21 protein-coding genes are annotated in these 21,198 nt (G+C 60.9%); 8 read left to right on the top strand and 13 right to left on the bottom strand.

Annotation, left to right across the window (positions count from 1 at the left end; translation table 11 throughout):
- Positions 1-3 precede the first annotated feature (3 nt).
- From B5F94_RS04320 to bcp, 8 genes are all read left to right on the top strand, one after another.
- Positions 4-1,581, top strand: a complete 1,578-nt coding sequence (locus tag B5F94_RS04320) for a sodium:solute symporter family protein (protein ID WP_087328263.1) — start codon at positions 4-6, stop codon at positions 1,579-1,581.
- Positions 1,582-1,734: 153 nt separating this feature from the next.
- The gene (gene iorA, locus B5F94_RS04325; RefSeq protein ID WP_087328097.1) at positions 1,735-3,477 is read left to right on the top strand and encodes an indolepyruvate ferredoxin oxidoreductase subunit alpha; all 1,743 of its coding nucleotides are present in this window, start codon (positions 1,735-1,737) and stop codon (positions 3,475-3,477) included.
- Positions 3,478-3,479: 2 nt separating this feature from the next.
- Positions 3,480-4,052 carry an indolepyruvate oxidoreductase subunit beta gene (locus B5F94_RS04330; protein ID WP_087328100.1) on the top strand — a complete coding sequence of 191 codons (573 nt, stop codon included), beginning with the start codon at positions 3,480-3,482 and terminating at the stop codon, positions 4,050-4,052.
- A 19-nt stretch (positions 4,053-4,071) separates the two neighbouring features.
- Complete coding sequence (locus B5F94_RS04335; RefSeq protein ID WP_087328105.1) at positions 4,072-5,373, top strand: phenylacetate--CoA ligase family protein; 1,302 nt, start codon at positions 4,072-4,074, stop codon at positions 5,371-5,373.
- 15 nt (positions 5,374-5,388) lie between these two features.
- Positions 5,389-5,820 (top strand): ACT domain-containing protein, encoded by a 432-nt coding sequence (locus tag B5F94_RS04340; RefSeq protein WP_087187148.1) that lies wholly within the window; start codon positions 5,389-5,391, stop codon positions 5,818-5,820.
- Between the two features lie 24 nt (positions 5,821-5,844).
- Complete coding sequence (locus B5F94_RS04345; RefSeq protein ID WP_087328107.1) at positions 5,845-7,011, top strand: pyridoxal phosphate-dependent aminotransferase; 1,167 nt, start codon at positions 5,845-5,847, stop codon at positions 7,009-7,011.
- 14 nt (positions 7,012-7,025) lie between these two features.
- On the top strand, positions 7,026-7,775 hold the full coding sequence (yaaA, locus tag B5F94_RS04350; RefSeq protein ID WP_087187150.1) for a peroxide stress protein YaaA: 750 nt from the start codon (positions 7,026-7,028) through the stop codon (positions 7,773-7,775).
- Position 7,776: 1 nt separating this feature from the next.
- Entirely contained in the window at positions 7,777-8,235 is a 459-nt protein-coding gene (gene bcp / locus B5F94_RS04355) for a thioredoxin-dependent thiol peroxidase (RefSeq protein WP_087187151.1), read from the top strand.
- 40 nt (positions 8,236-8,275) lie between these two features.
- Here the strand turns inward: bcp and cysS are convergent, their stop codons facing one another.
- From cysS to B5F94_RS04420, 13 genes are all read right to left on the bottom strand, one after another.
- Entirely contained in the window at positions 8,276-9,688 is a 1,413-nt protein-coding gene (cysS, locus tag B5F94_RS04360) for a cysteine--tRNA ligase (RefSeq protein WP_087328110.1), read from the bottom strand.
- 13 nt (positions 9,689-9,701) lie between these two features.
- Positions 9,702-10,388, bottom strand: a complete 687-nt coding sequence (gene epsC / locus B5F94_RS04365) for a serine O-acetyltransferase EpsC (protein WP_191433340.1) — start codon at positions 10,386-10,388, stop codon at positions 9,702-9,704.
- A 242-nt stretch (positions 10,389-10,630) separates the two neighbouring features.
- Complete coding sequence (locus B5F94_RS04370) at positions 10,631-11,266, bottom strand: DapH/DapD/GlmU-related protein (RefSeq protein ID WP_087187351.1); 636 nt, start codon at positions 11,264-11,266, stop codon at positions 10,631-10,633.
- Complete coding sequence (pgsA, locus tag B5F94_RS04375; protein ID WP_087266262.1) at positions 11,266-11,793, bottom strand: CDP-diacylglycerol--glycerol-3-phosphate 3-phosphatidyltransferase; 528 nt, start codon at positions 11,791-11,793, stop codon at positions 11,266-11,268. The genes B5F94_RS04370 and pgsA overlap by 1 nt, the downstream gene beginning before the upstream one ends.
- 6 nt (positions 11,794-11,799) lie before the next feature.
- Entirely contained in the window at positions 11,800-13,119 is a 1,320-nt protein-coding gene (gene rimO / locus B5F94_RS04380; RefSeq protein WP_087328112.1) for a 30S ribosomal protein S12 methylthiotransferase RimO, read from the bottom strand.
- Between the two features lie 12 nt (positions 13,120-13,131).
- Positions 13,132-13,707 (bottom strand): nitroreductase family protein, encoded by a 576-nt coding sequence (locus tag B5F94_RS04385; RefSeq protein ID WP_087328114.1) that lies wholly within the window; start codon positions 13,705-13,707, stop codon positions 13,132-13,134.
- Positions 13,707-14,357: a regulatory protein RecX gene (locus tag B5F94_RS04390; protein WP_087328117.1), complete on the bottom strand. Its 651-nt coding sequence runs from the start codon at positions 14,355-14,357 to the stop codon at positions 13,707-13,709. Before B5F94_RS04390 ends, B5F94_RS04385 begins: the two co-directional genes overlap by 1 nt.
- Positions 14,344-15,456 carry a recombinase RecA gene (gene recA / locus B5F94_RS04395; RefSeq protein ID WP_087187356.1) on the bottom strand — a complete coding sequence of 371 codons (1,113 nt, stop codon included), beginning with the start codon at positions 15,454-15,456 and terminating at the stop codon, positions 14,344-14,346. Before recA ends, B5F94_RS04390 begins: the two co-directional genes overlap by 14 nt.
- A gap of 41 nt (positions 15,457-15,497) precedes the next feature.
- On the bottom strand, positions 15,498-16,361 hold the full coding sequence (gene prmC / locus B5F94_RS04400; protein WP_087187357.1) for a peptide chain release factor N(5)-glutamine methyltransferase: 864 nt from the start codon (positions 16,359-16,361) through the stop codon (positions 15,498-15,500).
- Positions 16,362-16,417: 56 nt separating this feature from the next.
- Positions 16,418-17,398 (bottom strand): DUF1385 domain-containing protein, encoded by a 981-nt coding sequence (locus tag B5F94_RS04405; RefSeq protein ID WP_087266268.1) that lies wholly within the window; start codon positions 17,396-17,398, stop codon positions 16,418-16,420.
- 122 nt (positions 17,399-17,520) lie between these two features.
- Positions 17,521-18,939, bottom strand: coding sequence for a sensor histidine kinase (locus B5F94_RS04410; protein WP_242959421.1), 1,419 nt, complete (start codon positions 18,937-18,939; stop codon positions 17,521-17,523).
- A 64-nt stretch (positions 18,940-19,003) separates the two neighbouring features.
- Positions 19,004-19,690, bottom strand: coding sequence for a response regulator transcription factor (locus B5F94_RS04415; protein ID WP_087187359.1), 687 nt, complete (start codon positions 19,688-19,690; stop codon positions 19,004-19,006).
- 29 nt (positions 19,691-19,719) lie between these two features.
- Entirely contained in the window at positions 19,720-21,111 is a 1,392-nt protein-coding gene (locus B5F94_RS04420) for a hypothetical protein (RefSeq protein WP_087328118.1), read from the bottom strand.
- Positions 21,112-21,198 lie beyond the last annotated feature (87 nt).

A 21,198-nucleotide genomic window follows, 5' to 3' on the forward strand; every position in this document is an offset into this window, starting at 1 on the left:
GATATGCTCATCAAAGTATCTCTACTTGTCCTGTTTTTCGCCGTCATGGTGGGCATCGGGCTGTACTGCCGCCGCCACACCACCAACGTCAACGGCTTCGTGCTGGGGGGCCGGTCGGTGGGTCCCTGGCTCACCGCCTTCGCCTATGGCACCAGCTACTTCTCCGCCGTGGTTTTTGTGGGCTACGCCGGCCAGTTCGGCTGGCGCTTCGGCATCGCCGCCACCTGGGCAGGCTTGGGCAACGCCTTTCTGGGCTCCCTGCTGGCCTGGGTGGTGCTGGGCCGCCGCACCCGCATCATGACCCAGCACCTGGACAGCGCCACCATGCCCGAGTTCTTCGGCCGCCGCTTTGACAGCAGCAGGCTGAAGATCACCGCCTCCGTCATCATCTTCATCTTTCTCATCCCCTACACCGCCAGCCTGTACAACGGCCTGTCCCGGCTCTTCGCCATGGCCTTCGACATCGACTACGCCGTGTGCGTCGTAGTAATGGCGGTGCTCACCGGGGTGTACGTCATCGCCGGAGGCTATATGGCCACCGCCATCAACGACTTCATCCAGGGTATCATCATGATCTTCGGTATCATCGCCGTCATTGCCGCGGTGCTCAACACCCAGGGCGGTCTCACCGGAGCCCTGGACGCCCTGGCCCGGGTCAGCGACCCCGCCGTATCCGATACCCCCGGCGTGTTCGCCTCCTTCTTCGGCCCCGACCTGCCCAGCCTCATAGGCGTGGTGGTACTCACCAGCCTGGGCACCTGGGGTCTGCCCCAGATGGTGCAGAAGTTCTACGCCATTAAAAGCGAGTCGGCCATCACCAAGGGCACCGTGATCTCTACGGCCTTTGCCCTGGTGGTGGCGGGAGGCTGCTACTTCCTGGGCGGCTTCGGGCGGCTCTTCTCCACCCCGGAGACGGTGGCCGCTCAAGGCTACGACTCCATCATCCCCGCCATGCTCTCCGGTCTGCCCTCCATCCTCATTGCGGTGGTGGTCATTCTGGTGCTCTCGGCCTCCATGTCCACCCTGTCCTCCCTGGTGCTGGCCTCCAGCTCCACCCTCACTCTGGACTTTATTAAGGACAACCTGATCAAGGACATGGATGAGAAGCGGCAGGTCCGCTGGATGCGGTCCCTGGTGGTGGTGTTCATCGCCATTTCCGTGGTACTGGCCATTGTTCAGTACCGATCCAACCTGACCTTCATTGCCCAGCTTATGGGGGTGTCCTGGGGCGCACTGGCCGGAGCCTTCCTGGCTCCCTTCCTCTACGGGCTGTACTGGAAGCGCACCACCAAGGCCGCCTGCACCGTATGCTTCCTCTTCTCCACCGTGGTCATGCTGGCCAACATCTTCGCCGGGGCCTGGTTCCCTCCGGTACTCCAGTCCCCCATCAACTGCGGCGCCTTCTGTATGCTGGCAGGCCTGATCATCGTGCCGGTGGTCAGCCTGTTTACCCCCGCCCCCAGCTCCGGCCGGGTGAAGGAGATCTTTTCCTGCTATGAGCGCACCGTCACCGTGGCAGTCACCGACTCCATTGGTCCCAGGGACGATCTGGCAGAGGAAGGTCCTGTAAAAAAGATTTGACTTTACCAACAAAAAGTGATAAAGTAATACCGTTCAAATTTGCGAGAACGGAACCAGGTAGAGGCCGTTTCGCCGGAAAATCGTCGTCCTCTGCATCCGATGCAGAGGACGTTTTTTATTTTCCGATAGCCTCTGGAAAAGGAGAAATGCACCATGAAAACCCTGATGCTCGGCAACGAAGCCGTGGCCCGGGGCCTCTATGAGGCAGGCTGCGCCGTTGTCTCCAGCTACCCAGGCACCCCCAGCACCGAAATCACCGAGGCAGTAGCCAAGTTCCCCGAGGTGTACGCCGAATGGGCCCCCAACGAGAAGGTGGCCATGGAGACCGCCTTCGGCGCCTGTCTGGCGGGCAAGCGGTCCTTCTGCGGCATGAAGCACGTTGGCCTCAACGTGGCCGCCGATCCTCTGTTCACCATCGCCTATACCGGCGTCAACGCCGGCATGGTCATCGCCGTGGCCGACGATGCCGGGATGCACTCCTCTCAGAACGAGCAGGATTCCCGCCACTACGCCCGCTCGGCCAAGCTGCCCATGCTGGAGCCCGCCGACTCCGCCGAGGCTCTGGCCTTCACCAAGGCGGCCTATGAGCTGTCCGAGCAGTTCGACACCCCGGTGCTCCTCAAGATGTGCACCCGTGTGTCCCACTCCCAGAGCGTGGTAGAGACCGGAGAGCGGGTGGAGCCTCCCGCCCGGCCCTACGAGAAGAACCCCGCCAAGTACATCATGATGCCCGGCTATGCCAAGCTGCGCCACCCGGTGGTGGAGCAGCGCACCCAGGCCCTGGCCGACTGGGCGGAGAGCTGCTCTCTAAACCGGATCGAGGCAGGCGCCGACCACAGCATGGGTATCCTCACCTCCTCTACCAGCTACCAGTATGTAAAGGAAGTGGTGGGAGACAAGTATCCCGTCCTCAAGCTGGGCATGGTGTGGCCCCTGCCCTCCAAGCTGATCCGGGACTTCGCCGCCGGCGTGGAGAAGCTGGTGGTGGTGGAGGAGCTGGACGGCTTCCTGGAGACCTGGTGCCGGGAGCTGGGCCTGGAGGTGGAGGGCAAGGCCTCCTTCTCCCTCATCGACGAGCTCAGCCAAAATAAGGTGGCCGCCAAGCTGGGTACCGAACCTGAGGCGGGCAAAACCCTGGAGACCGACATCCCCAACCGCCCCCCCGTCATGTGCGCCGGCTGCCCCCACCGTGGTCTGTTCTACACCCTCAACAAGATGAAGCTCACCGTGCTGGGCGACATCGGCTGCTATACCCTGGGCGCGGTACCTCCCTTGTCCGCCATCGACTCCACCATCTGTATGGGGGCCTCGGTGTCCGGCATCCACGGCTTCCTGAAGGCCTCCGGCGGCCAGATGGACGGCAAGACGGTGGCAGTCATCGGCGACTCCACCTTCATGCACTCGGGCATTACGGGCCTGGTCAACATCGCCTACAACGAGTCCAACGCCACCGTTATCATTCTGGACAACTCCATCACCGGCATGACCGGCCATCAGCAAAACCCCACCACCGGCTTCAACCTGAAGGGAGACCCCTGCACCAAGATCGACTTGGAGTCCCTGTGCAAGGCCGTGGGTATCCGCCGGGTGCGGGTGGTGGACCCCTACGACCTGAGCCAGTGCGAGCAGGTCATCAAGGAGGAGCTGGCCGCCCCCGAGGCATCGGTGGTTATCTCCCGCCGTCCCTGCGCCCTGCTGAAATACGTCAAGCACAAGGCGCCCCTAACGGTAGACACTGGCAAATGCGTGGGCTGCAAGGCCTGCATGAAGATCGGCTGCCCCGCCATCTCGGTGACGGACGGCAAAGCCGGGGTGGACGCCACCCTGTGCGTGGGCTGCGGCGTGTGCCAGCAGCTGTGTAAGTTTGACGCCCTCCAGACGGGTGAGGAGGTGTGAACATGGATACGAAAAATATTATGATCGTAGGCGTGGGCGGCCAGGGTTCCCTGCTGGCCAGCAAGCTGCTGGGCCGTCTGCTGCTGGACCAGGGCTATGACGTGAAGGTATCCGAAGTCCACGGTATGAGCCAGCGGGGCGGCAGCGTGGTTACCTATGTCCGCTTCGGCAGCAAGGTGTACTCCCCCATCATCGATCAGGGGGAGGCCGATTTTATCGTCTCCTTTGAGCTGCTGGAGGCCGCCCGCTACACCGCCTTCCTCAAGAGCGGCGGGCGTATCATCACCAACACCCAGCAGATCAACCCCATGCCTGTTATCACCGGCGCCGCCGCCTATCCCCAGGACCTGGTGGGCCAGATGAAGGAGGCCGGAGTGCTGGTGGACGCCATGGACGCCCTGGCTCTGGCCGAGGAGGCCGGTTCTCCCAAGGCGGTGAACCTGGTGCTCATGGGCCGTCTGTCCCGGTACTTTGACCTGCCGGAGGAGGCCTGGCAGCAGGCTCTGACCCGCAGCGTACCGGAAAAATTCCTGGAACTCAACCGCAAAGCCTTCCACCTGGGCAGAAATTCCTGAGCCGCGAGGAGAGAGAAGCATGGAGCGTTACTATCAGAAAGACATTGAGTGCGCCAGCCGGGAGCAGATCCGCGCCTGGCAGGATGAGCGTCTGGTCAAGCAGGTCCGCAACGTATGGGACAACGTCCCCTACTACCGCAAGAAGATGGAGGAGAAGGGCCTGACCCCCGAGGACATCAAGGGTGTGGACGATCTGCACAAGCTGCCCTTCGTCACCAAGGCCGACCTGCGGGAGGCCTATCCCTACGGCCTGGTGGCCCGGCCTTTGAAGGACTGCGTCCGCATCCAGTCCACTTCCGGCACCACCGGCAAGCGGGTGGTGGCTTTCTACACCCAGCACGACATCGACCTGTGGGAGGACTGCTGCGCCCGCGCCATTACGGCCGCCGGCGGCACCAACGAGGACGTGTGTCAGGTGAGCTACGGATATGGCCTGTTCACCGGCGGTCCCGGCCTCAACGGCGGCTCCCACAAGGTGGGCTGCCTTACCATCCCCACCTCCTCGGGCAACACCGAGCGGCAGATCATGTTCATCCGGGACCTGAACGCCACCATTCTGTGCTGCACCCCTTCCTATGCCGCCTATCTGGCTGAGAGCATGAAGGAGATGGGCCTCACCCCCGACCAGATCCCCCTGAAGGCAGGTATCTTCGGCGCCGAGGCCTGGAGCCAGGAGATGCGGCAGAACATCGAGGAAACCCTGGGCATCAAGGCCTATGACATCTACGGCCTCACCGAGCTGTCCGGCCCCGGCGTGGCCTTTGAGTGCTCCGCCCAGAGCGGAATGCACATCAACGAGGACCATTTCATCGCCGAGATCATCGATCCCGAGACCGGGGAGGTCCTTCCCGAGGGGTCCAAGGGCGAGCTGGTGTTCACCTCCATTACCAAGGAGGCCTTCCCCCTGCTGCGCTACCGCACCCGGGACATCTGCGTGCTCCGCCATGAGGATTGCCCCTGCGGCCGCACCCACATCAAGATGAGCAAGCCCATGGGCCGCAGCGATGATATGCTCATCATCAAGGGCGTCAACGTGTTCCCGTCCCAGATCGAGACGGTGCTCATGGGCCAGAGCTTCGCCCCCAACTATCAGATCATCGTGGACCGGGTGAACAACACCGACACCATGGAGGTGCTGGTGGAGATGACCCCGGAGATGTTCTCCGACCAGCTGAGCCAGGTGGCCGAAAAGGAGAAGCAGGTTGTGGCCGCCCTCAAGGCCATGCTGGGCATCTACGCCAAGGTCCGTCTGGTGGCCCCCAAGTCCATCCAGCGCTCCGAGGGCAAGGCGGTCCGCGTCATCGACAAGCGGAAGATCTAAGAGAGGAGCAAGGTTATGACCATCCAACAGATTTCTGTCTTTCTGGAAAACCGGGCGGGGCAGCTGGCGGAGATCACCGCCATTCTGTCCGAACATCAGATCAATATGCGGGCCCTCCACATCGCCGAAACCAGCGATTACGGCGTGCTGCGCATGATCGTGGATCAGCCCCAGCAGGCCGCCTCCCTGCTGCTGGAACACGGCTTCATCGTCTCCATGACCCCGGTTGTAGCAGTGTTGGTACCCGACGAGCCCGGCGGCCTGGGCCGTATTCTGTCCCTGCTGGCCAAGGAATCCATTGATGTGGAGTACGTCTACTCGGTCTTTGGCCAGGTGGACGGCCAGGCCTGCATGATCTTCCGTGTGGCCGACGCCGTGGGGCTGGCCAGCCTGCTCCAGGCCAACGCCATGCCCCCCGCCCGGGGCGAGGCGCTGGGCGTCCATTAACGAGAAAAGCGAGGTTGAACTGTTATGCAGCCGTTGAGTAAGAAAACCCAGTATTTCACCGACTCCGTCATTCGCCGGATGACCCGCATCGCCATTGCCAACAACGCCATCAATCTGGCCCAGGGCTTCCCTGACTTCGACCCGCCCAAGGCGCTGCTGGACCGGCTGGCTGAGGTGGCCCATGCCGGCCCCCACCAGTACCCCATCACCATGGGTGCCCCCAACTTCCGCCAGGCTCTGGCCAAAAAGTGCGGCCGCTTCATGGGCCGCACCCTGGACCCGGAGACCGAGATGGTGGTGACCATCGGCTCCACCGAGGCCATGGTGGATACCATTTTTGCCCTCACCAACCCGGGGGATAAGATTATCCTCTTCTCCCCCTATTTTGAAAACTACCATGCCCAGGCCCTCTTTGCCGACTGTGAGCCTATCTATGTGCCTCTGGTGCCCCCCGCCTTCGGCTTCGACGCCACTGTGCTGGAGGACGCCTTCAAGCAGCACCCCAAGGCCATCCTCATCTGCAACCCCTCCAACCCCAGCGGCAAGGTGTTTACCGAGGAGGAGCTGAAGCTCATCGCGGACCTGTGCATCAAGTACGATGTGTACGCCATTATGGATGAAGTATACGAGCACATCGTCTACGCCCCCCACAAGCACACCTATATGAACTCCATCCCCGGTATGTGGGAACGCACTGTGTCCTGCTCCTCCCTGTCCAAGACCTACTCCATCACCGGCTGGCGGCTGGGCTACGCCATCGCCCCCAAGCACCTGATGGACAAGATCAAGCAGTACCACGACTTCAACGCCGTGGGTGCCCCCTCTCCCCTGATGGAGGCCGCCATCGCCGGTCTGGAGATGCCCGACAGCTACTATGAGGAGTTCGGGGCCCACTACGCCCACATGAAGGAGCTCTTCACCAAGGGGCTGGACAACATCGGCATCCCCTACACCGATCCCCAGGGCACCTACTTCGTGCTGGCCGACATCGGTCCCTACCTGAAAAAGGGCCAGACCGATGTGGAGTTCTGCGAGGAGCTGACTCAGAAGGTGGGCGTGGCCGCCGTACCCGGCACCTCCTTCTTCATGGAGGACGTGCCCAACATCGTCCGCCTCCACTTCGCCAAGAAGGATGAGACCCTGCTGGAGGCCCTGGACCGTCTGTCCCACATCAAGGAGAAAATGGCCTGAGCCGGGAGGAATCCATGCGCATCATCATCTCCCCCGCCAAGAAAATGCGGGTGGACACCGACAGCTTTGCCCCCGAGGGCCTGCCCGCCTTTCTGCCCGAGACCGGGCGGCTGCTGGCGGCGCTGAAGGCCATGGACGGCCCCGCCCTGCAAAAGCTGTGGAAGTGCAACGACTCCATCGCCGCCCTCAACCTGGAGCGGCTGGCCCATATGGACCTGGAGGGCCGCCTCACCCCCGCCCTGCTGTCCTACGAGGGCATCCAGTACCAGTATATGGCCCCCGGCGTCTTTGATCGGGAGCAGCTGGACTATGTGAAGGAACACCTGCGCATCCTCTCCGGCTTCTACGGGCTACTGCGCCCCTTCGATGGGGTGACCCCCTACCGGCTGGAGATGGCCGCCCCCCTGAAGGTGGACGGACACAAGGACCTGTACGCCTTCTGGGGGAGCAAGCTGGCAGAGACCCTGGCCGCCCAGACCGATCTGGTGGTCAATCTGGCCTCCAAGGAGTACAGCAAAGCTGTCTCCCCCCACCTGCCCCCCGCCGTCGCCTTCCTCACCTGCACCTTCGGGGAGAAGAAGAACGGCAAGGTGGTGGAGAAGGGCACCATGTGCAAGATGGCCCGGGGAGAGATGGTCCGCTGGATGGCGGAGCATCATGTCCAACAGGCGGAGGAGCTGCGAGATTTTGACCGGCTGGGCTACACCTTCTCCCCCGCCCATTCCGATCCCCAACACTACGTTTTCCTGAAGGAGGAACCCTGATATGCTGGAAGTGGGTACCGTCGCCCCCGACTTCACCCTCCCCGACAAGGAGGGCAACCCTGTCACCCTGTCTCAGTTTAGAGGCAAGCGGGTGGTGGTCTATTTCTACCCCCGGGACAACACCCCCGGCTGCACCCGGCAGGCCTGTGGCTACGCTGCCGCCTACGATGAGTTCCAGACTCTGGATACGGTAGTCATCGGCATCAGCAAGGACTCGGTGGCCTCTCACCAGAAATTCGCCCAGAAGCACGAGCTGCCCTTCATCCTGCTGTCCGACCCGGAGCTGACCGCCATTCAGGCCTACGGTGTATGGCAGGAGAAGAAGAACTACGGCAAGGTGTCCATGGGGGTGGTCCGCTCCACCTTCGTTATCAGCCCCGACGGCGTCATCGAAAAGGTGATGCCCAAGGTGAAGCCGGACACCAACGCCGCCGATATTCTGGCCTACCTGCGGGGATAAGAAATGCCCTCCGGTGATAAACCGGAGGGCATTTTTCATATTATACCCGGGTCCAGGTGGTCCCTTCCTTGCTGTCCTTGATCTCCACACCCATCTCCTTGAGCTGATCCCGGATGGCGTCGGCGGTGGCCCAGTCCTTGGCTTTCTTGGCCTCCAGGCGCTTGGCGATGAGGGCCTCGATCTCCTCGGCCCCCTCCACCGGGGCGGCGGCCTTCTCCCGGAGGGCAGCGGCCTTCTCCAGCAGGCTCAGGCCCAGCACGGTGTCAAAGCTGCCGATGAGGGCCCGCTTGGTGGCGTCGTTCACGTCGGCCTTGAGCACGTCATACAGGGCGGTGACACCCAGAGAGGTATTCAGGTCGTTGCCCACCGCCTCGATAAAAGCGGCTTTGTACCGGGCGGCGGCCTTCTCGTCCACCGGGGCGGGGTCGTCGGACAGGGCGGCCACCCGGGCCACCAGCTTGTCGTAGGCCACTTTGGCGTTGTCCAGGTTCTCCCAGGAGAACACCAGGCCCTTGCGGTAGTGGGACTGCAGGCAGAAGAAACGGTAGACCAGAGGATCGTACCCCTTCTCCTCCAGCAGGGAGACGGTGAGGAACTCGCCTTTGGACTTGCTCATCTTGCCGTCGTTGGTATTCAGATGGTGGACGTGCATCCAGTATTTGCACCAGGGATGGCCCAGATAGGCCTCAGACTGGGCGATCTCATTGGTGTGGTGGGGGAAGGCGTTGTCGATGCCGCCGCAGTGGATATCCAGATACTCACCGGCGTACTTCATGGAGATGCAGGAGCACTCGATGTGCCAGCCGGGATAGCCCACGCCCCAGGGGGAGTCCCACTTCAGGGCCTGATCCTCAAACTTGGACTTGGTGAACCACAGCACAAAGTCGTTCTTGTTGCGCTTGTTGGTATCCTCCTCCACGCCCTCACGGACGCCCACCGCCAGGTCCTCCTCGTCGTGGTCGTTGAACACATAGTATTTCTCCAGCTTGGAGGTGTCGAAATACACGTTGCCCCCCGCCACATAGGCGTAGCCGGTGTCCAGCAGCTTGGTGATAACCTTGATATAGTCGTCGATCATGCCGGTGGCGGGCTGCACCACGTCGGGGTACTTGATGTTCAGCTTCTTGCAGTCGGCAAAGAAGGCGTCGGTGTAGAACTTGGCAATCTCCATGACGCTCTTGTGCTCCCGCTTGGCGCCCTTCACCATCTTGTCCTCGCCGGTGTCGGCATCGGAGGCCAAATGGCCCACGTCGGTAATGTTCATAATCCGCTTCACGTCATAGCCGTCGTAGCGGAGGAATTTCTCCAGCACGTCCTCCATCAGGTAGCTGCGCAGGTTGCCGATGTGGGCGAAGTGGTACACCGTGGGGCCGCAGGTGTACATGGTCACCTTGCCCGGCTCGTGGGGGACAAACTCTTCCTTTTTGTGGCTTGCGGAGTTATACAGTTTCATGGCAATTCGCTCCTTATTGATTTTGGCTTCTGGCCTGTTCATCCATCAGCTTTTCCAGCCACTCCAGCCGGGAACTGATGGCCTGCAATTCTTTCTGTACCGGGTCGGTAACGTGGATCTGGTCCACGGAGGAGGCGTAGTCCACCTTCTCCCCGGCAATACGCACCACCCGGGCGGGCACACCCACGGCGGTGGCGTTGGGCGGGATCTCGCTGAGCACCACCGCGTTGGCGGCAATGCGGGAGTTGTCTCCCACCTTAAAGGGGCCCAGCACCTTAGCGCCGGTGGACACCAGCACGTTGTTGCCCAGGGTGGGGTGGCGCTTGCCCTGGTCCTTGCCGGTACCGCCCAAGGTGACGCCGTGGTAGATGAGGCAGTCGTCGCCGATCTCGGCGGTCTCGCCGATAACGATGCCCATGCCGTGGTCAATGACAAACCGGCGGCCGATTTTGGCCCCGGGGTGGATCTCAATGCCGGTCCAGAACCGGCTCCACTGGCTGACAAACCGGGCCAGGAACTTCAGGTGGTGCCGGTAGAGGAAATGGGCCAGCCGGTGGTAGATGATGGCGTGTACGCCAGGATAGAGCAAAAAGATTTCCAGACGGCTCCGTGCCGCCGGGTCGCGGGCCTGATAGGCCCGCAGGGTCTCGCCAAGTCGGGTCAGAGAAAACACCTCCAAAGAAAAACGCCTCTTACGCATACGCATAAGAGGCGATAAAATCGCGGTTCCACTCTCATTTCTCACTCGAAGGCCGATGACGGGGCCAGCCGGGGGGCATCCACATCCCCCGCGCTCCCGGACGCACATTCTCCAGTTACTCCCTGGGACCGCTCTCAGCCGGTGACGTTCCCTCTCTGGCGGGTACTCGCTGGATACTATTTCCGTTCCTCGCGCTATTTGGTTACCATAGTATACTACCACGTTTTCTATTTGGTGTCAAGTCAACGAACACCCGGGTCATACTTGGCGCAGAAGGATGCCACGTCGTCAAAGTCCCGCAGCCGCTCCCGCAGCTCTTCATGGCTCCAGTCCCACCACTGGATGCGCAGGAGGGCGGCGATGGTATCCTCATCGTACCGCCAGCCGATGTGTCGGGCGGGCACGCCCCCCACGATCTCATAGGGGGCCACATCGTGGGTGACCACAGCCCCTGCCCCCACCACCGCGCCATGGCCCAGGGTGACCCCCGCCATGATGACGGCGTTGTGGCCGATCCACACGTCGTTGCCCGTGGTCACATGGTGGTTGTCCCGCCGCCATTGGAGCAGAGCCTGATCATCCGGCCCGAAGCCGTAGTGGGCGCAGCGGTAGGTGAAATGGTGGGCTGCCGCCCGAGTCTTGGCCGGGTGCTGTACCGGGTTGATGCGTACCCCTGTGGCAATGGAGTTGAACTTACCGATGTGGGAGTAGATCACATCGTTGGACCCGAAGAGGTAGGTGTAGTCCCCCACATGGGTCTCCTCCACGATACAGTGGTCCCCCAACTCCACATAGCGGCCAAAAGTGCAGTTTTTCACCACACAGGTGGGATGGATGAGGGGCCGGTCCTCCTCCAAAGTTCTGGTAAAGTCCAGCATTATACTTTACTCCAGTCGATAACGTCCTTATTTTTTACAAAATACTCGATACCGGAATAGATGGTGGTAGCCAAAATAATGGCCACGCATACCACATCCAGGGTCAGGTTGTGGAACACCAGCATAATGCAGATGCACACCATGGTGGAGGCGGTCTTGATCTTGCCCGACCAGGCAGCGGCAATGACCCTTCCCCGCTCCACGGCAATGAGCCGCAGGCCGGTAACGGCAAACTCCCGCACCACCACAATGAGCAGCGCCCAAGCGGGGAAACGGTTCATCTCCACGAACCACAGCAGGGCGGCCATGACCAGCATCTTGTCCGCCAGAGGGTCCATGAACTTGCCGAAATCGGTAATCATGTTGTAGTGACGGGCAATATAGCCGTCCACAAAATCAGTGACGCTGGCCAGGATGAACACAGCCAGGGCATAGTACATATGGAAGGGGAACTGGAGGTAGAGCACCACCAGAAAGACGGGGATGAGCAGTACCCGAAGCAAAGTCAGCTTATTGGCGGTATTCAAAACACGTCACTCCTCTATTTCCCCGGTCAGGTCACCATCGCTGGTACCGGTAATACGCACGTTGACAAAGGTCCCCGCAGGCACCAGACCGGCGGCGGTAAAGAACACCTTGCCGTCCACGTCGGGGGAATCGGCATAGGAGCGGCCAGCGTAGCAGCCCATATCTGGGTCAAAGCCCTCGCACAGCACCTCCAGGGTCTCCCCCAGGCGACTCTCGTTCCAGGCGTCCATCACCCGGCTCTGGAGCTCCACCAGCAGCTCCACACGCCGCTTGGCGGTATCCGGGTCCACCTGATCAGGCATGACGGCGGCGGGGGTTCCCTCCTCAGGAGAGAACTGGAAGATACCCGCCCGCTCAATACCGCTCTCCCGCAGGAAGTCACACAGCTCCTCAAACTCCTCCTCAGTCTCGCCGGGCAGGCCGCAGATGAGGGAGGTACGCAGCACCAGACCGGGCAGCCGCTCCCGCAGCTTCTTCAGCAGGGCGATGATCTCCGCCTTGGTGGAGCGCCGGTTCATGGCCTTGAGGATACGGTCATTGATATGCTGAAGGGGGATATCAATATACTTGAGGATCTTATGCTCCCGGGCAATGACGTCGATGAGGGCGTCATCCAGCTCATCGGGGTACAGGTAGTGGAGCCGCACCCAGTGGAAGGGCAGCTTGCACAGCTCGGTCAGCAGTTCCGGCAGCATCCGCTTATGGTACAGATCGGTGCCGTACCGGGTGATGTCCTGAGCGATGACGATGAGCTCCTTCACCCCGTCGTCGGCCAGCTTCTTGGCCTCAGCCAGCAGTGACTCCATGGTGCGGCTGCGGTACCGGCCCCGGAGGGAGGGAATCACGCAGTAGGCACACCGGTTGTCGCACCCCTCGGCAATCTTCAGGAATGCGGTATAGGGGGGCGTGGAGACGATACGCGCCCCGTCCTCGATGGTATGGTCGATATCCCCGAAGTAGGTGGGGGTATCCCCTTCCATGACAGACTCGATAGCGGGCACGATGTCGGTATAGCTGCCGGTACCCAGAATGCCGTCGATCTCAGGCAGTTCCTCCTGGATCTCGTCCCGGTAGCGCTGGGTCAGACAGCCCGCCACCAGCAGCTTGCCCAGCTTACCCTGGTCCTTCAGGGCAGCCAGCTCCAAAATATTCTGGATGGCCTCGCTCTTGGCGGAATCGATAAAGCCGCAGGTATTGAGCACCGCCACATCGGCCCCCTCGGGGTCGCCGGTAACGGTATGGCCGGCAGCCTTCACCAGGGCCATCATCTGCTCGGTATTCACCAAATTCTTGGCACAGCCAAGGGATACAAATGCAATCTTCAAGAGACTGCCTCCTTATACGATGGTATATCTGCCCTCCCGGCGGGGAGGCATTTGGGGCTGCTGATCAGGATAGCCCAGGGTAATGGCCGCCACGAATTCTCCCTTGTCAGGAGCAAACCGCTCCTGAAAGGCGGGGCCGAAGCCCATCCGCTGGGGCGCGGACAGCCAGCAGGAGCCAATCCCTTTGTCCCAGGCAGCCAGCAGTATATTTTCAATGGCGGCTGACACGCTCTGCATGGCGCCGTCCCGGTCTGGATAGTCAGGTTTCAGGAAGAACACCAGTACGCACACCGGCGCACCTCCCAGGGTGGACAGGAACTTGTTGGTGATACCCACCTGCTCCGGATTACGGGCAAAGCGCTGCTCCAGCACCGGGGTGAACTTCTCCACTACCCCGCCCATAATGGTCTTGACCTCCTCCAGAGCTTCGGGGCTCTGAACGGCTACAAAGTACCAATGCTGCAGGTTGATAGCGGACGGGGCAGCCAGACCGGTCTCCAGGATGTCCTTCAAATCGGCCTCCGGAATGGGGTCGGCCTTATAGCGGCGGATGCTGCGGCGGGTCATCAGGGCTTCGCGGGTATCCATCAGAATTCCTCCTCCAGTGCCCCGCCGTACCGGCGCAGGCCCTCTTTGATATCCTCCCACCGGAACCCCCGGCGGGCCAGGGCGTTGGCCGCCCGTTGATAACTTTTGGGGTCGGTGAGATCCGCCCCACGGAGTTTTTTCTGCAAAAAAGCGTCGATAGCGTTGTCAGGGGCCTCCAGATCCTCCAGGGCTTCGTCCCAATAGTCCCGGGGCACACCTCGGCGATAGAGTTCGTCCCGGATGCGGGCCGGGCCCCAGCCCTTGGCAGCATAGTGGTCGGCCACCGTACGGGCATAGGCCTCATCGTTCAGGTAGCCCAGCTCCTCCAGCCGGTCGGCCGCCGCTTCAGCGGTCTCCCGGTCAGCCAGCGGCTCCTTCTCACGGTTCCGGGGCCGGGCAGTCAGCTTGTCCACCAGTTCCTTCCGGGACAGGGGTCGGGCAGCCAGCAAGTCCAGAGCCTTGTCCCGCACAGCGGCGGCTTTGGCAGCCCGTTCCACCTGCTCTAACTGCTCCGGGCTCAGCTCCAGGCCTGAGCACAGCCCAAAGGCGACGATCTCATTTTCTGTGATGCGGAGGATGGTCCCATCCTCCAGGTGGCACAGCCAGCGGCCTTGAATGCGCTCCGAGGGGGCCAGCTTACTGATCCGCATCCTCGAAGTCCTCGGCGGATACATCCACCGCCCGGCCGGCAGCACGGGCAGCGGCCCGGGCCTGGCTGCTCATCAGCTTGTAGGAGTTCTTCCGAATGTCGGCCTCCAGCCGATCGCATACCTCCGGGTTGTCCTTCAGGTACTGCTTGGCAGCATCCCGGCCCTGACCCAGACGGGTCTCACCCATGGCAAACCAGGAACCCGACTTCTGAACCAGGTCCAGCTTGGTGGCCAGATCCAGGATCTCGCCCACCTTGGAGATGCCCTCGCCGTACATGATGTCAAACTCCGCCTCCTTGAAGGGAGGAGAAACCTTGTTCTTGACCACCTTGACCCGGGTACGGTTACCAATGATCTCAGAGCCATTCTTCAAAGACTCCACCCGGCGCACATCCATACGGACGGAGGCATAGAACTTCAGAGCCCGGCCGCCGGTGGTGACCTCCGGGTTGCCGTACATAACGCCCACCTTCTCACGAAGCTGGTTGATAAAGATGACCACACAGTTGGTCTTGGCAATGGAGCCGGCCAGCTTCCGCAGAGCCTGGCTCATGAGGCGGGCCAGCAGACCCACATGGGAGTCGCCCATGTCGCCTTCGATCTCGGCACGGGGGGTCAGGGCAGCCACCGAGTCCACCACCACCACGTCGATGGCGCCGGAGCGGACCAGGGCTTCACAGATTTCCAGGCCCTGCTCACCGGTGTCGGGCTGGGAGATGAGCATGGAGTCGATGTCCACGCCCAGAGCCCGGGCATAGTAGGGATCCAGGGCGTGCTCGGCGTCGATAAAGGCCACCTCGCCGCCCCGCTTCTGGGCCTCGGCCACAATGTGGAGGGCCAGGGTGGTTTTACCGGAGGACTCGGGGCCATAGATCTCGATGATACGTCCCTTGGGGACGCCGCCGATGCCCAGGGCCAGGTCCAGAGACAGAGAGCCGGTGGGGATGGCCTCCACCACAATGTCGGCGTTGTCGCCCAGGCGCATGATGGAGCCCTTGCCGTAGGCCTTCTCGATCTGGGCCATGGCGGTCTCCAGCGCCTTTTTCTTGTCAGAGGCGGGAGCGGCGCTCTCCACCACAGATTTCTTCTTGTCTGCCATGTATCCTTTTCATCCTTTCACGGCGGGCCAGAAGCCCGCCCTTACCGATTCAAAACACCTTCCACCACACGCCAGATGCCCTGGGTGTCCTGACTGGACTGCACGTTGGAGAAGCCCTGCTCAATCAGCAGCTGCTCCACATCCGGAGCCTGTCCAATCCCCACCTCAAAAAGGAGGGAGCCGCCCAGCCGCAAAGCGGGGCCCCACTGGGCAGTCACCGCCCGGTAGAAATCCAGGCCGTCGGCGCCGCCGTCCAGAGCGGTACGAGGCTCAAAATCCCGGACAGAGCGGTCCAGTCCGGCAATATCTCCGGTGGGAATATATGGCGGGTTGCAGGCAATGACGTCAAAGTCCCACAGCGCTCCGTCCGGAGGCTGAAGGGCGTCGGCCTGGAAGCAGGTCACCCGGGCATTCAGGTCACACCGGCGGATATTCTGCTTGCAGGTTTTCAGGGCCGCCTCGCTCAGGTCAGCCAGCACCACCCGGCAGTCGGGCACGTTGGAGGCCACCGCCAGACCCACGCAGCCGCTGCCGGCGCACAGATCCAGCACCCGTGCCCCCTCCCCTGCCGCCCGGGCCAGCAGAATGGCCCGCTCAGCCAGCAGTTCAGTATCCATGCGGGGGATGAGTACATCCCGGTTGACGGTGAGAGACAGGCCGTAAAATTCCCACTCTCCAATGATGTAGGCCACCGGTTCTCCGGACAGCCGCCGCTCCACCAGCTCCTTCAGCTTCTCCTCCACCGCGTCAGAAGCATAAAGGGCCATATCCCGGTAATACTGCTCCCGGTTCTTTCCGGCGGCAGCGCACACCAACTCCCGGGCCTCCAGCTGGGCACCCTCCACCCCTGCTTCCCGCAGGCGGCGGCGTACGTCCAGATAGAGGTTGTTGTAGGTGGTTGCCATGCTGTAACCACTCCTCGTCTCTCTTGTTCTCTTTCTCAAAACACCTTTATTGGGTGTTACCACCGATCTTTGCCCTGCTCCTGAGGCAACACCAGGGTAAAGGCCCGGATTCCCACCTCGATCATGGAATCGTCCGGCTCAAAGGTAGTCCAGTTCTGGAGCCACATACCGGGGGCAGACATCATCCGGGTAAACCAGTTGTCATGCCGGCCTACCAGGCGGTTGAACTCGTAGGTCAGGCTGACGATCACCGGCAGCATCAGCAGATGCAGGCCCATCCGCAGGAAGGTATTGGTCACCTCCACAAAGGAAAACACCACGCTGGACAGCAGAATGCTTACCACGATGACCACAAAGAGGAAGCTGGTACCGCAGCGGGGATGGTGCCGGGGCTGCTTGCGGACGTTCTCCACCGTCAGGGGCAGACCGTGTTCATAGCAGAAGATGGTCTTATGCTCCGCCCCGTGATATTGGAATACCCGATGGATATCCTTCATGTGGGAGCACAGGATCAGATAGCCCACAAAGATCACAATACGAACCACACCCTCCAGCACGTTGCGCAGCCACATGGCCAGGGGGGTAAAGTGGCCCAACAGGCCCACCAGGGCGGTAGGCAGCAGAATAAAGAGTCCCACCGAGAAGCAGATACCCAGTACCACCGCCAGGGTCACCAGGGCGGAGGCCGCCTTTTCGCTGCCCAGGTGCTTGTCCAGCCACTGCTCAAATTTAGAGGGTTCCTCCGGCTCCTCCTCGTCCTCAGGCACGAAGGACGCCGAGTACATCAGCGCCTTGACGCCGTTGGCCATGGAGGAACAGAAATTAAAGACGCCCCGGATGAAGGGCACACCCAGCACCGGATGCTTGTCCTTGATGAGCACCCGCTCCTCTACCTGCTCGGCCAGTTCCCCGTCCGGCTTGCGGACCACCACGGCCTTTTTCTCCGGCCCCAGCATCATGATGCCTTCGATCAGGGCCTGACCGCCGATCATGGTCTTATACGGCGTGTCGCAGGCACGTTTCGTCTGTTTTGACATTCGTTCCATGTTCTCCTTGCTATTTGGATTCATATCTAACATATTGTATCAGACCCGCACCCCGATTGCAAGGGGTGCGGGTCTCTTTTTTAAAACAGATGTTCGATTTGCCTGACATTTCCTCACTGGGGCTGGATGGGCAGACGGACGGTGACGATACAGCCGCCCCCCTCGGCGTTGCCGATCTCCAGTACACCCTCATGGCGGCTGACAATCTCATCGCACACCGCCAGGCCGATGCCGGAACCTCTGGCTTTGGAGGAACCCTTGTAGAACTTGTACTTGACGTGGGGCAGCTCCTCCTCGGGAATGCCAGGACCATAGTCCCGGATGGTGATGACCACCATATCCTCCTCCCTGCGGATGGCGGTATCAATGCGTTTACCCGAGCCGCCATGTTTGGCGGCGTTGTCCAGCAGGTTGCAGAACACCTGCCGCAGCCGCTCCGGATCGCCTTCAATGGGCGGAAACTCCTCGTCGCAGTCGAAATGGTTGAGCTCGATGCCCTCCCGGCGGAAGAACTCCCGGTAGGTGTATACCGCGTCCTCCAGCTCCGCCTTGATGTCCATGGGCTCCACCGACAGGGTGAAACGACCGTCCTGGATGCGGGAGAACTCCAGCAGCTCCTCCACCATGTTGGTCAGCCGCCGGGCCTCAGAGACGATGATGCCCATGCCCTTCTTCACATCGGCACCGTCCCGCACCTCGCCGTTCATGATGGTCTCCGCCCAGCCGTTGATGGCCGTCAGAGGGGTACGCAGCTCGTGGGACACTGAAGAGATAAATTCATTCTTCATCTTCTCGCTCTGGTTGATCTTCAGAGACATATCATTGATGGCGTCGGTCAAATCACCGATCTCGTCGTCAAAGCGCTTTTCGATCTGTACGCCGTAGGACCCGGCGGCGATGCGCTTGGCGGTCTCCGTGATTCCCGCCACCGGCTCCACAATGGAGCGGACAAAGTACAGGTTGGAAAAGTAAACAATAGCCAGGATCACCATACCGATGCCCAGGGAGATGGCTACCACAATAACGATCTGCCAGTCCACGTTCCGCAGAGAGGTAACGTAGCGCATGGCACCCACCACTTCCCCGTCGATGATGAGGGGGCTGGTGGCAGCCATAATATGCTCCCCAGTACTGGGGTCGGAGCCGGTCCACACCTCGGTCTTGCCCTGGCTCAGCGCCTTGGAGATATCAGGGGTACCCGGAGAACGGAAAGCAGTCAGGTCCGAACTGGAGTAGCGGATCTGGCCGCTGGCGTCCAGGAACTCCACCTCCAGCTGGTCGCTGGACTGGTCGCTGCCCACCAGCGTCCGGGCATACTCATAGTAGGAGTCGCCGCTGGCCCGGTAGTAGTTGAAGCTGCGCACCGCGCTTTCCGCCTTTTGGGACAGAGATTCGCTGAGGGTCGAATAGTAGTAGCTGCCCATGGCTGCGGAAAAGGCGGTCACCGCCAGCAGCACGATGAAGAGCACCACGCTGATGGAGTTGACCATCCACCGCTTCCGAATGCCGCGGATGCCTTTGATTTTCTTCATAGGTCGATGTTTCACCACCTGGGTTTGATAAAAAATAGCGCGTCACAGGGTTGGGCGGCCGCCGTCAGAAGCCCCACTTGTAGCCGTAGCCCCATACCGTTGTTATAAAGGTAGGATTCGTCGGGTCGTCTTCGATTTTGATGCGCAGGCGGCGGATATTCACGTCCACGATTTTCAGCTCGCCGAAATAGTCCCGGCCCCACACGGAGTCCAGAATCTCCTCCCGGGACAGAGCCTTCCCCGGATTATCCATAAACAGCTTCATAATGGAATACTCCACCTGGGTCAACTTGACCCGCTGTCCGTTCTTCTCCAGAGTGCGGTTGCGGGTATTCAGCAGGAAGGGCGGCTGACTGATCTCGCCGGTGTCCACCGCCTCCGCCCCGCCGGTACGGCGGTACAGGGCATCAATGCGGGCGGTGAGCTCCGCCGGGGAAAAGGGCTTGGTCACATAGTCGTCGGCGCCGGTCATCAGCCCGGTGACCTTATCCATCTCCTGAGTGCGGGCGGTGAGCATAATGATGCCGATGTTATTGTCCCCCGCCCGGATACGGCGGCATACCTCAAAGCCATCCATATCAGGCAGCATAATGTCCAGCAACGCCACCTTGATATCCGGATTGCGCTTGAGCTGGGCCAGGGCCTCCTCGCCGGTCTCGGCCTCGATGGCCTCATAACCGGCCCGCTTCAGGTTGATGACCACAAAGCTGCGGATGTTGGCCTCGTCTTCCAGTACGAGTACCTTTTTCATCCCATTCCCTCCTTATATTCCTGTCCGTGTCAGGACCAGTCGTTGGTAATCAGTGCAAAGTGTGCCTTCACACCGCTCTCGTCCAGTCCGCAATCCCAGCTGTTCTGGATGAAGCGGGCGGCATAGATGGTGTCGCTGTCGTCATCCCCCTCCAGCAGCCGGAAGCGGCCCGACATATTGGCCCGCATATAGCGGTTGTCACCCCGCAGGGTGTAGATCACCAGGAATGGGGCCGGGTCCACACTGGCGTCTCCCTCCCAGTAGGAGAAGATGACCGCCCGCTCTCCCCCGCCGGCCACGTCGCTGCGGGACAATGTGATCTTGCCGTCCCAGCTATCCGGCAGGATAAAATACCAGCCGTCCTGATCGTTGTAGTAGGTGGAGAAGACCGGATGGGAGTTGCCGTTGATATCGTACTGCCGCCAGCGGATGGCCCAGAAGTTCACCGCAATGCTGGTGCTGCTGGGATCAGGCAGCGCATAGGGGTCAGGCAGCTCCATAATGCCGTCATTATTGATGTCTTTTGCTGTCACCGCTGTATACCAACGGATGGTATTGTCACTCTCCCCTGTCTCAGGATCCAGGGTGATGTTCTGGATCCGTCCGTTTTTCCAGGCGAAAATATCGGTGATCTGCCCGGTCTGGCTGTAGGCGGTGCTGGAATCGTAATCGGTCTCGCTGCCGCTGCGGCCATAGGCAGAGCTGACAAAAACCGCCGGGATGTTATCCTGCAAATATCCAGTCTTAACTCCGCCCTCCGGCAGGCTGGTAACATTGTGGGACAGAGGTGCCGAGGAGTCCAATCCCAGGATACCGTTCTTGTAGTTGTACAGCTCCACCCGGTTGCTCTCCTCAGTGGCGCCGGTCTGGATCACCACGACCTCGTCCTGGCCATCCTGGTCCATATCGCAGATCTGGAAATTGGTATAATTGGTACGCATCAGCTCCAGTACCTGGCCGTTATGAATGGAATAGGCAGCCAGGGAGTGGTTCTGATCGCTCATCATCTGCCAGCTGACGATGATCTCCTTGCTGGGACTGTCGTCCAAATTCTCATAGGAGACATAGTTGATGGCCGAACCCTCGCCTTCAATAATGGCCGCCACCTCATAGTCGTCTCCGGTCTGACGATAAATGTAGATCTTCAGGGGGCGCTCCGACGAACTGACCCGGAAAAAAGCGATGGCCTCCTGAACACCGTCGCCATCCAGATCCTGAAGCTGTACCTTCTGGGTCAGTTCTCCGGTGAGGGGGGCGGCGTACTCGCCGCCGGCGTTAAGGACTTCGTTGATCTTATTATCCAGCTTCAGATAGTCGTCCGGCGCTCTGGGCGGGGCGTAAAGGTCGTCCACCGACTGGGAAAAGCAGCCTGTCAGCAGCATTAACAGCCCTGCCGCCAAAATCAGTCTGAGTTTTTTCATGGATTTTCTGCCCTCCGTGGGAATTTTCGATAGTGTTATCATAACACATCTTCCGGTGAAATGGTATGGCGTTTTCTGAATTTATTC

The organism is Flavonifractor sp. An4 (assembly GCF_002161755.1).
Taxonomy (GTDB): Bacteria; Bacillota; Clostridia; order Oscillospirales; family Oscillospiraceae; genus Flavonifractor; species Flavonifractor avicola.

What these genes read in the sequence shown, in the direction of transcription:
- B5F94_RS04320 (WP_087328263.1), top strand. Translation starts at nt 4, where the DNA reads ATGCTCATCAAAGTATCTCTACTTGTCCTGTTTTTCGCCGTCATGGTG.
- iorA (WP_087328097.1), top strand. Translation starts at nt 1,735, where the DNA reads ATGAAAACCCTGATGCTCGGCAACGAAGCCGTGGCCCGGGGCCTCTAT.
- B5F94_RS04330 (WP_087328100.1), top strand. Translation starts at nt 3,480, where the DNA reads ATGGATACGAAAAATATTATGATCGTAGGCGTGGGCGGCCAGGGTTCC.
- B5F94_RS04335 (WP_087328105.1), top strand. Translation starts at nt 4,072, where the DNA reads ATGGAGCGTTACTATCAGAAAGACATTGAGTGCGCCAGCCGGGAGCAG.
- B5F94_RS04340 (WP_087187148.1), top strand. Translation starts at nt 5,389, where the DNA reads ATGACCATCCAACAGATTTCTGTCTTTCTGGAAAACCGGGCGGGGCAG.
- B5F94_RS04345 (WP_087328107.1), top strand. Translation starts at nt 5,845, where the DNA reads ATGCAGCCGTTGAGTAAGAAAACCCAGTATTTCACCGACTCCGTCATT.
- yaaA (WP_087187150.1), top strand. Translation starts at nt 7,026, where the DNA reads ATGCGCATCATCATCTCCCCCGCCAAGAAAATGCGGGTGGACACCGAC.
- bcp (WP_087187151.1), top strand. Translation starts at nt 7,777, where the DNA reads ATGCTGGAAGTGGGTACCGTCGCCCCCGACTTCACCCTCCCCGACAAG.
- cysS (WP_087328110.1), bottom strand. Translation starts at nt 9,688, where the DNA reads ATGAAACTGTATAACTCCGCAAGCCACAAAAAGGAAGAGTTTGTCCCC.
- epsC (WP_191433340.1), bottom strand. Translation starts at nt 10,388, where the DNA reads ATGCGTAAGAGGCGTTTTTCTTTGGAGGTGTTTTCTCTGACCCGACTT.
- B5F94_RS04370 (WP_087187351.1), bottom strand. Translation starts at nt 11,266, where the DNA reads ATGCTGGACTTTACCAGAACTTTGGAGGAGGACCGGCCCCTCATCCAT.
- B5F94_RS04385 (WP_087328114.1), bottom strand. Translation starts at nt 13,707, where the DNA reads ATGGATACCCGCGAAGCCCTGATGACCCGCCGCAGCATCCGCCGCTAT.
- B5F94_RS04390 (WP_087328117.1), bottom strand. Translation starts at nt 14,357, where the DNA reads ATGCGGATCAGTAAGCTGGCCCCCTCGGAGCGCATTCAAGGCCGCTGG.
- recA (WP_087187356.1), bottom strand. Translation starts at nt 15,456, where the DNA reads ATGGCAGACAAGAAGAAATCTGTGGTGGAGAGCGCCGCTCCCGCCTCT.
- prmC (WP_087187357.1), bottom strand. Translation starts at nt 16,361, where the DNA reads ATGGCAACCACCTACAACAACCTCTATCTGGACGTACGCCGCCGCCTG.
- B5F94_RS04405 (WP_087266268.1), bottom strand. Translation starts at nt 17,398, where the DNA reads ATGTCAAAACAGACGAAACGTGCCTGCGACACGCCGTATAAGACCATG.
- B5F94_RS04410 (WP_242959421.1), bottom strand. Translation starts at nt 18,939, where the DNA reads ATGAAGAAAATCAAAGGCATCCGCGGCATTCGGAAGCGGTGGATGGTC.
- B5F94_RS04415 (WP_087187359.1), bottom strand. Translation starts at nt 19,690, where the DNA reads ATGAAAAAGGTACTCGTACTGGAAGACGAGGCCAACATCCGCAGCTTT.
- B5F94_RS04420 (WP_087328118.1), bottom strand. Translation starts at nt 21,111, where the DNA reads ATGAAAAAACTCAGACTGATTTTGGCGGCAGGGCTGTTAATGCTGCTG.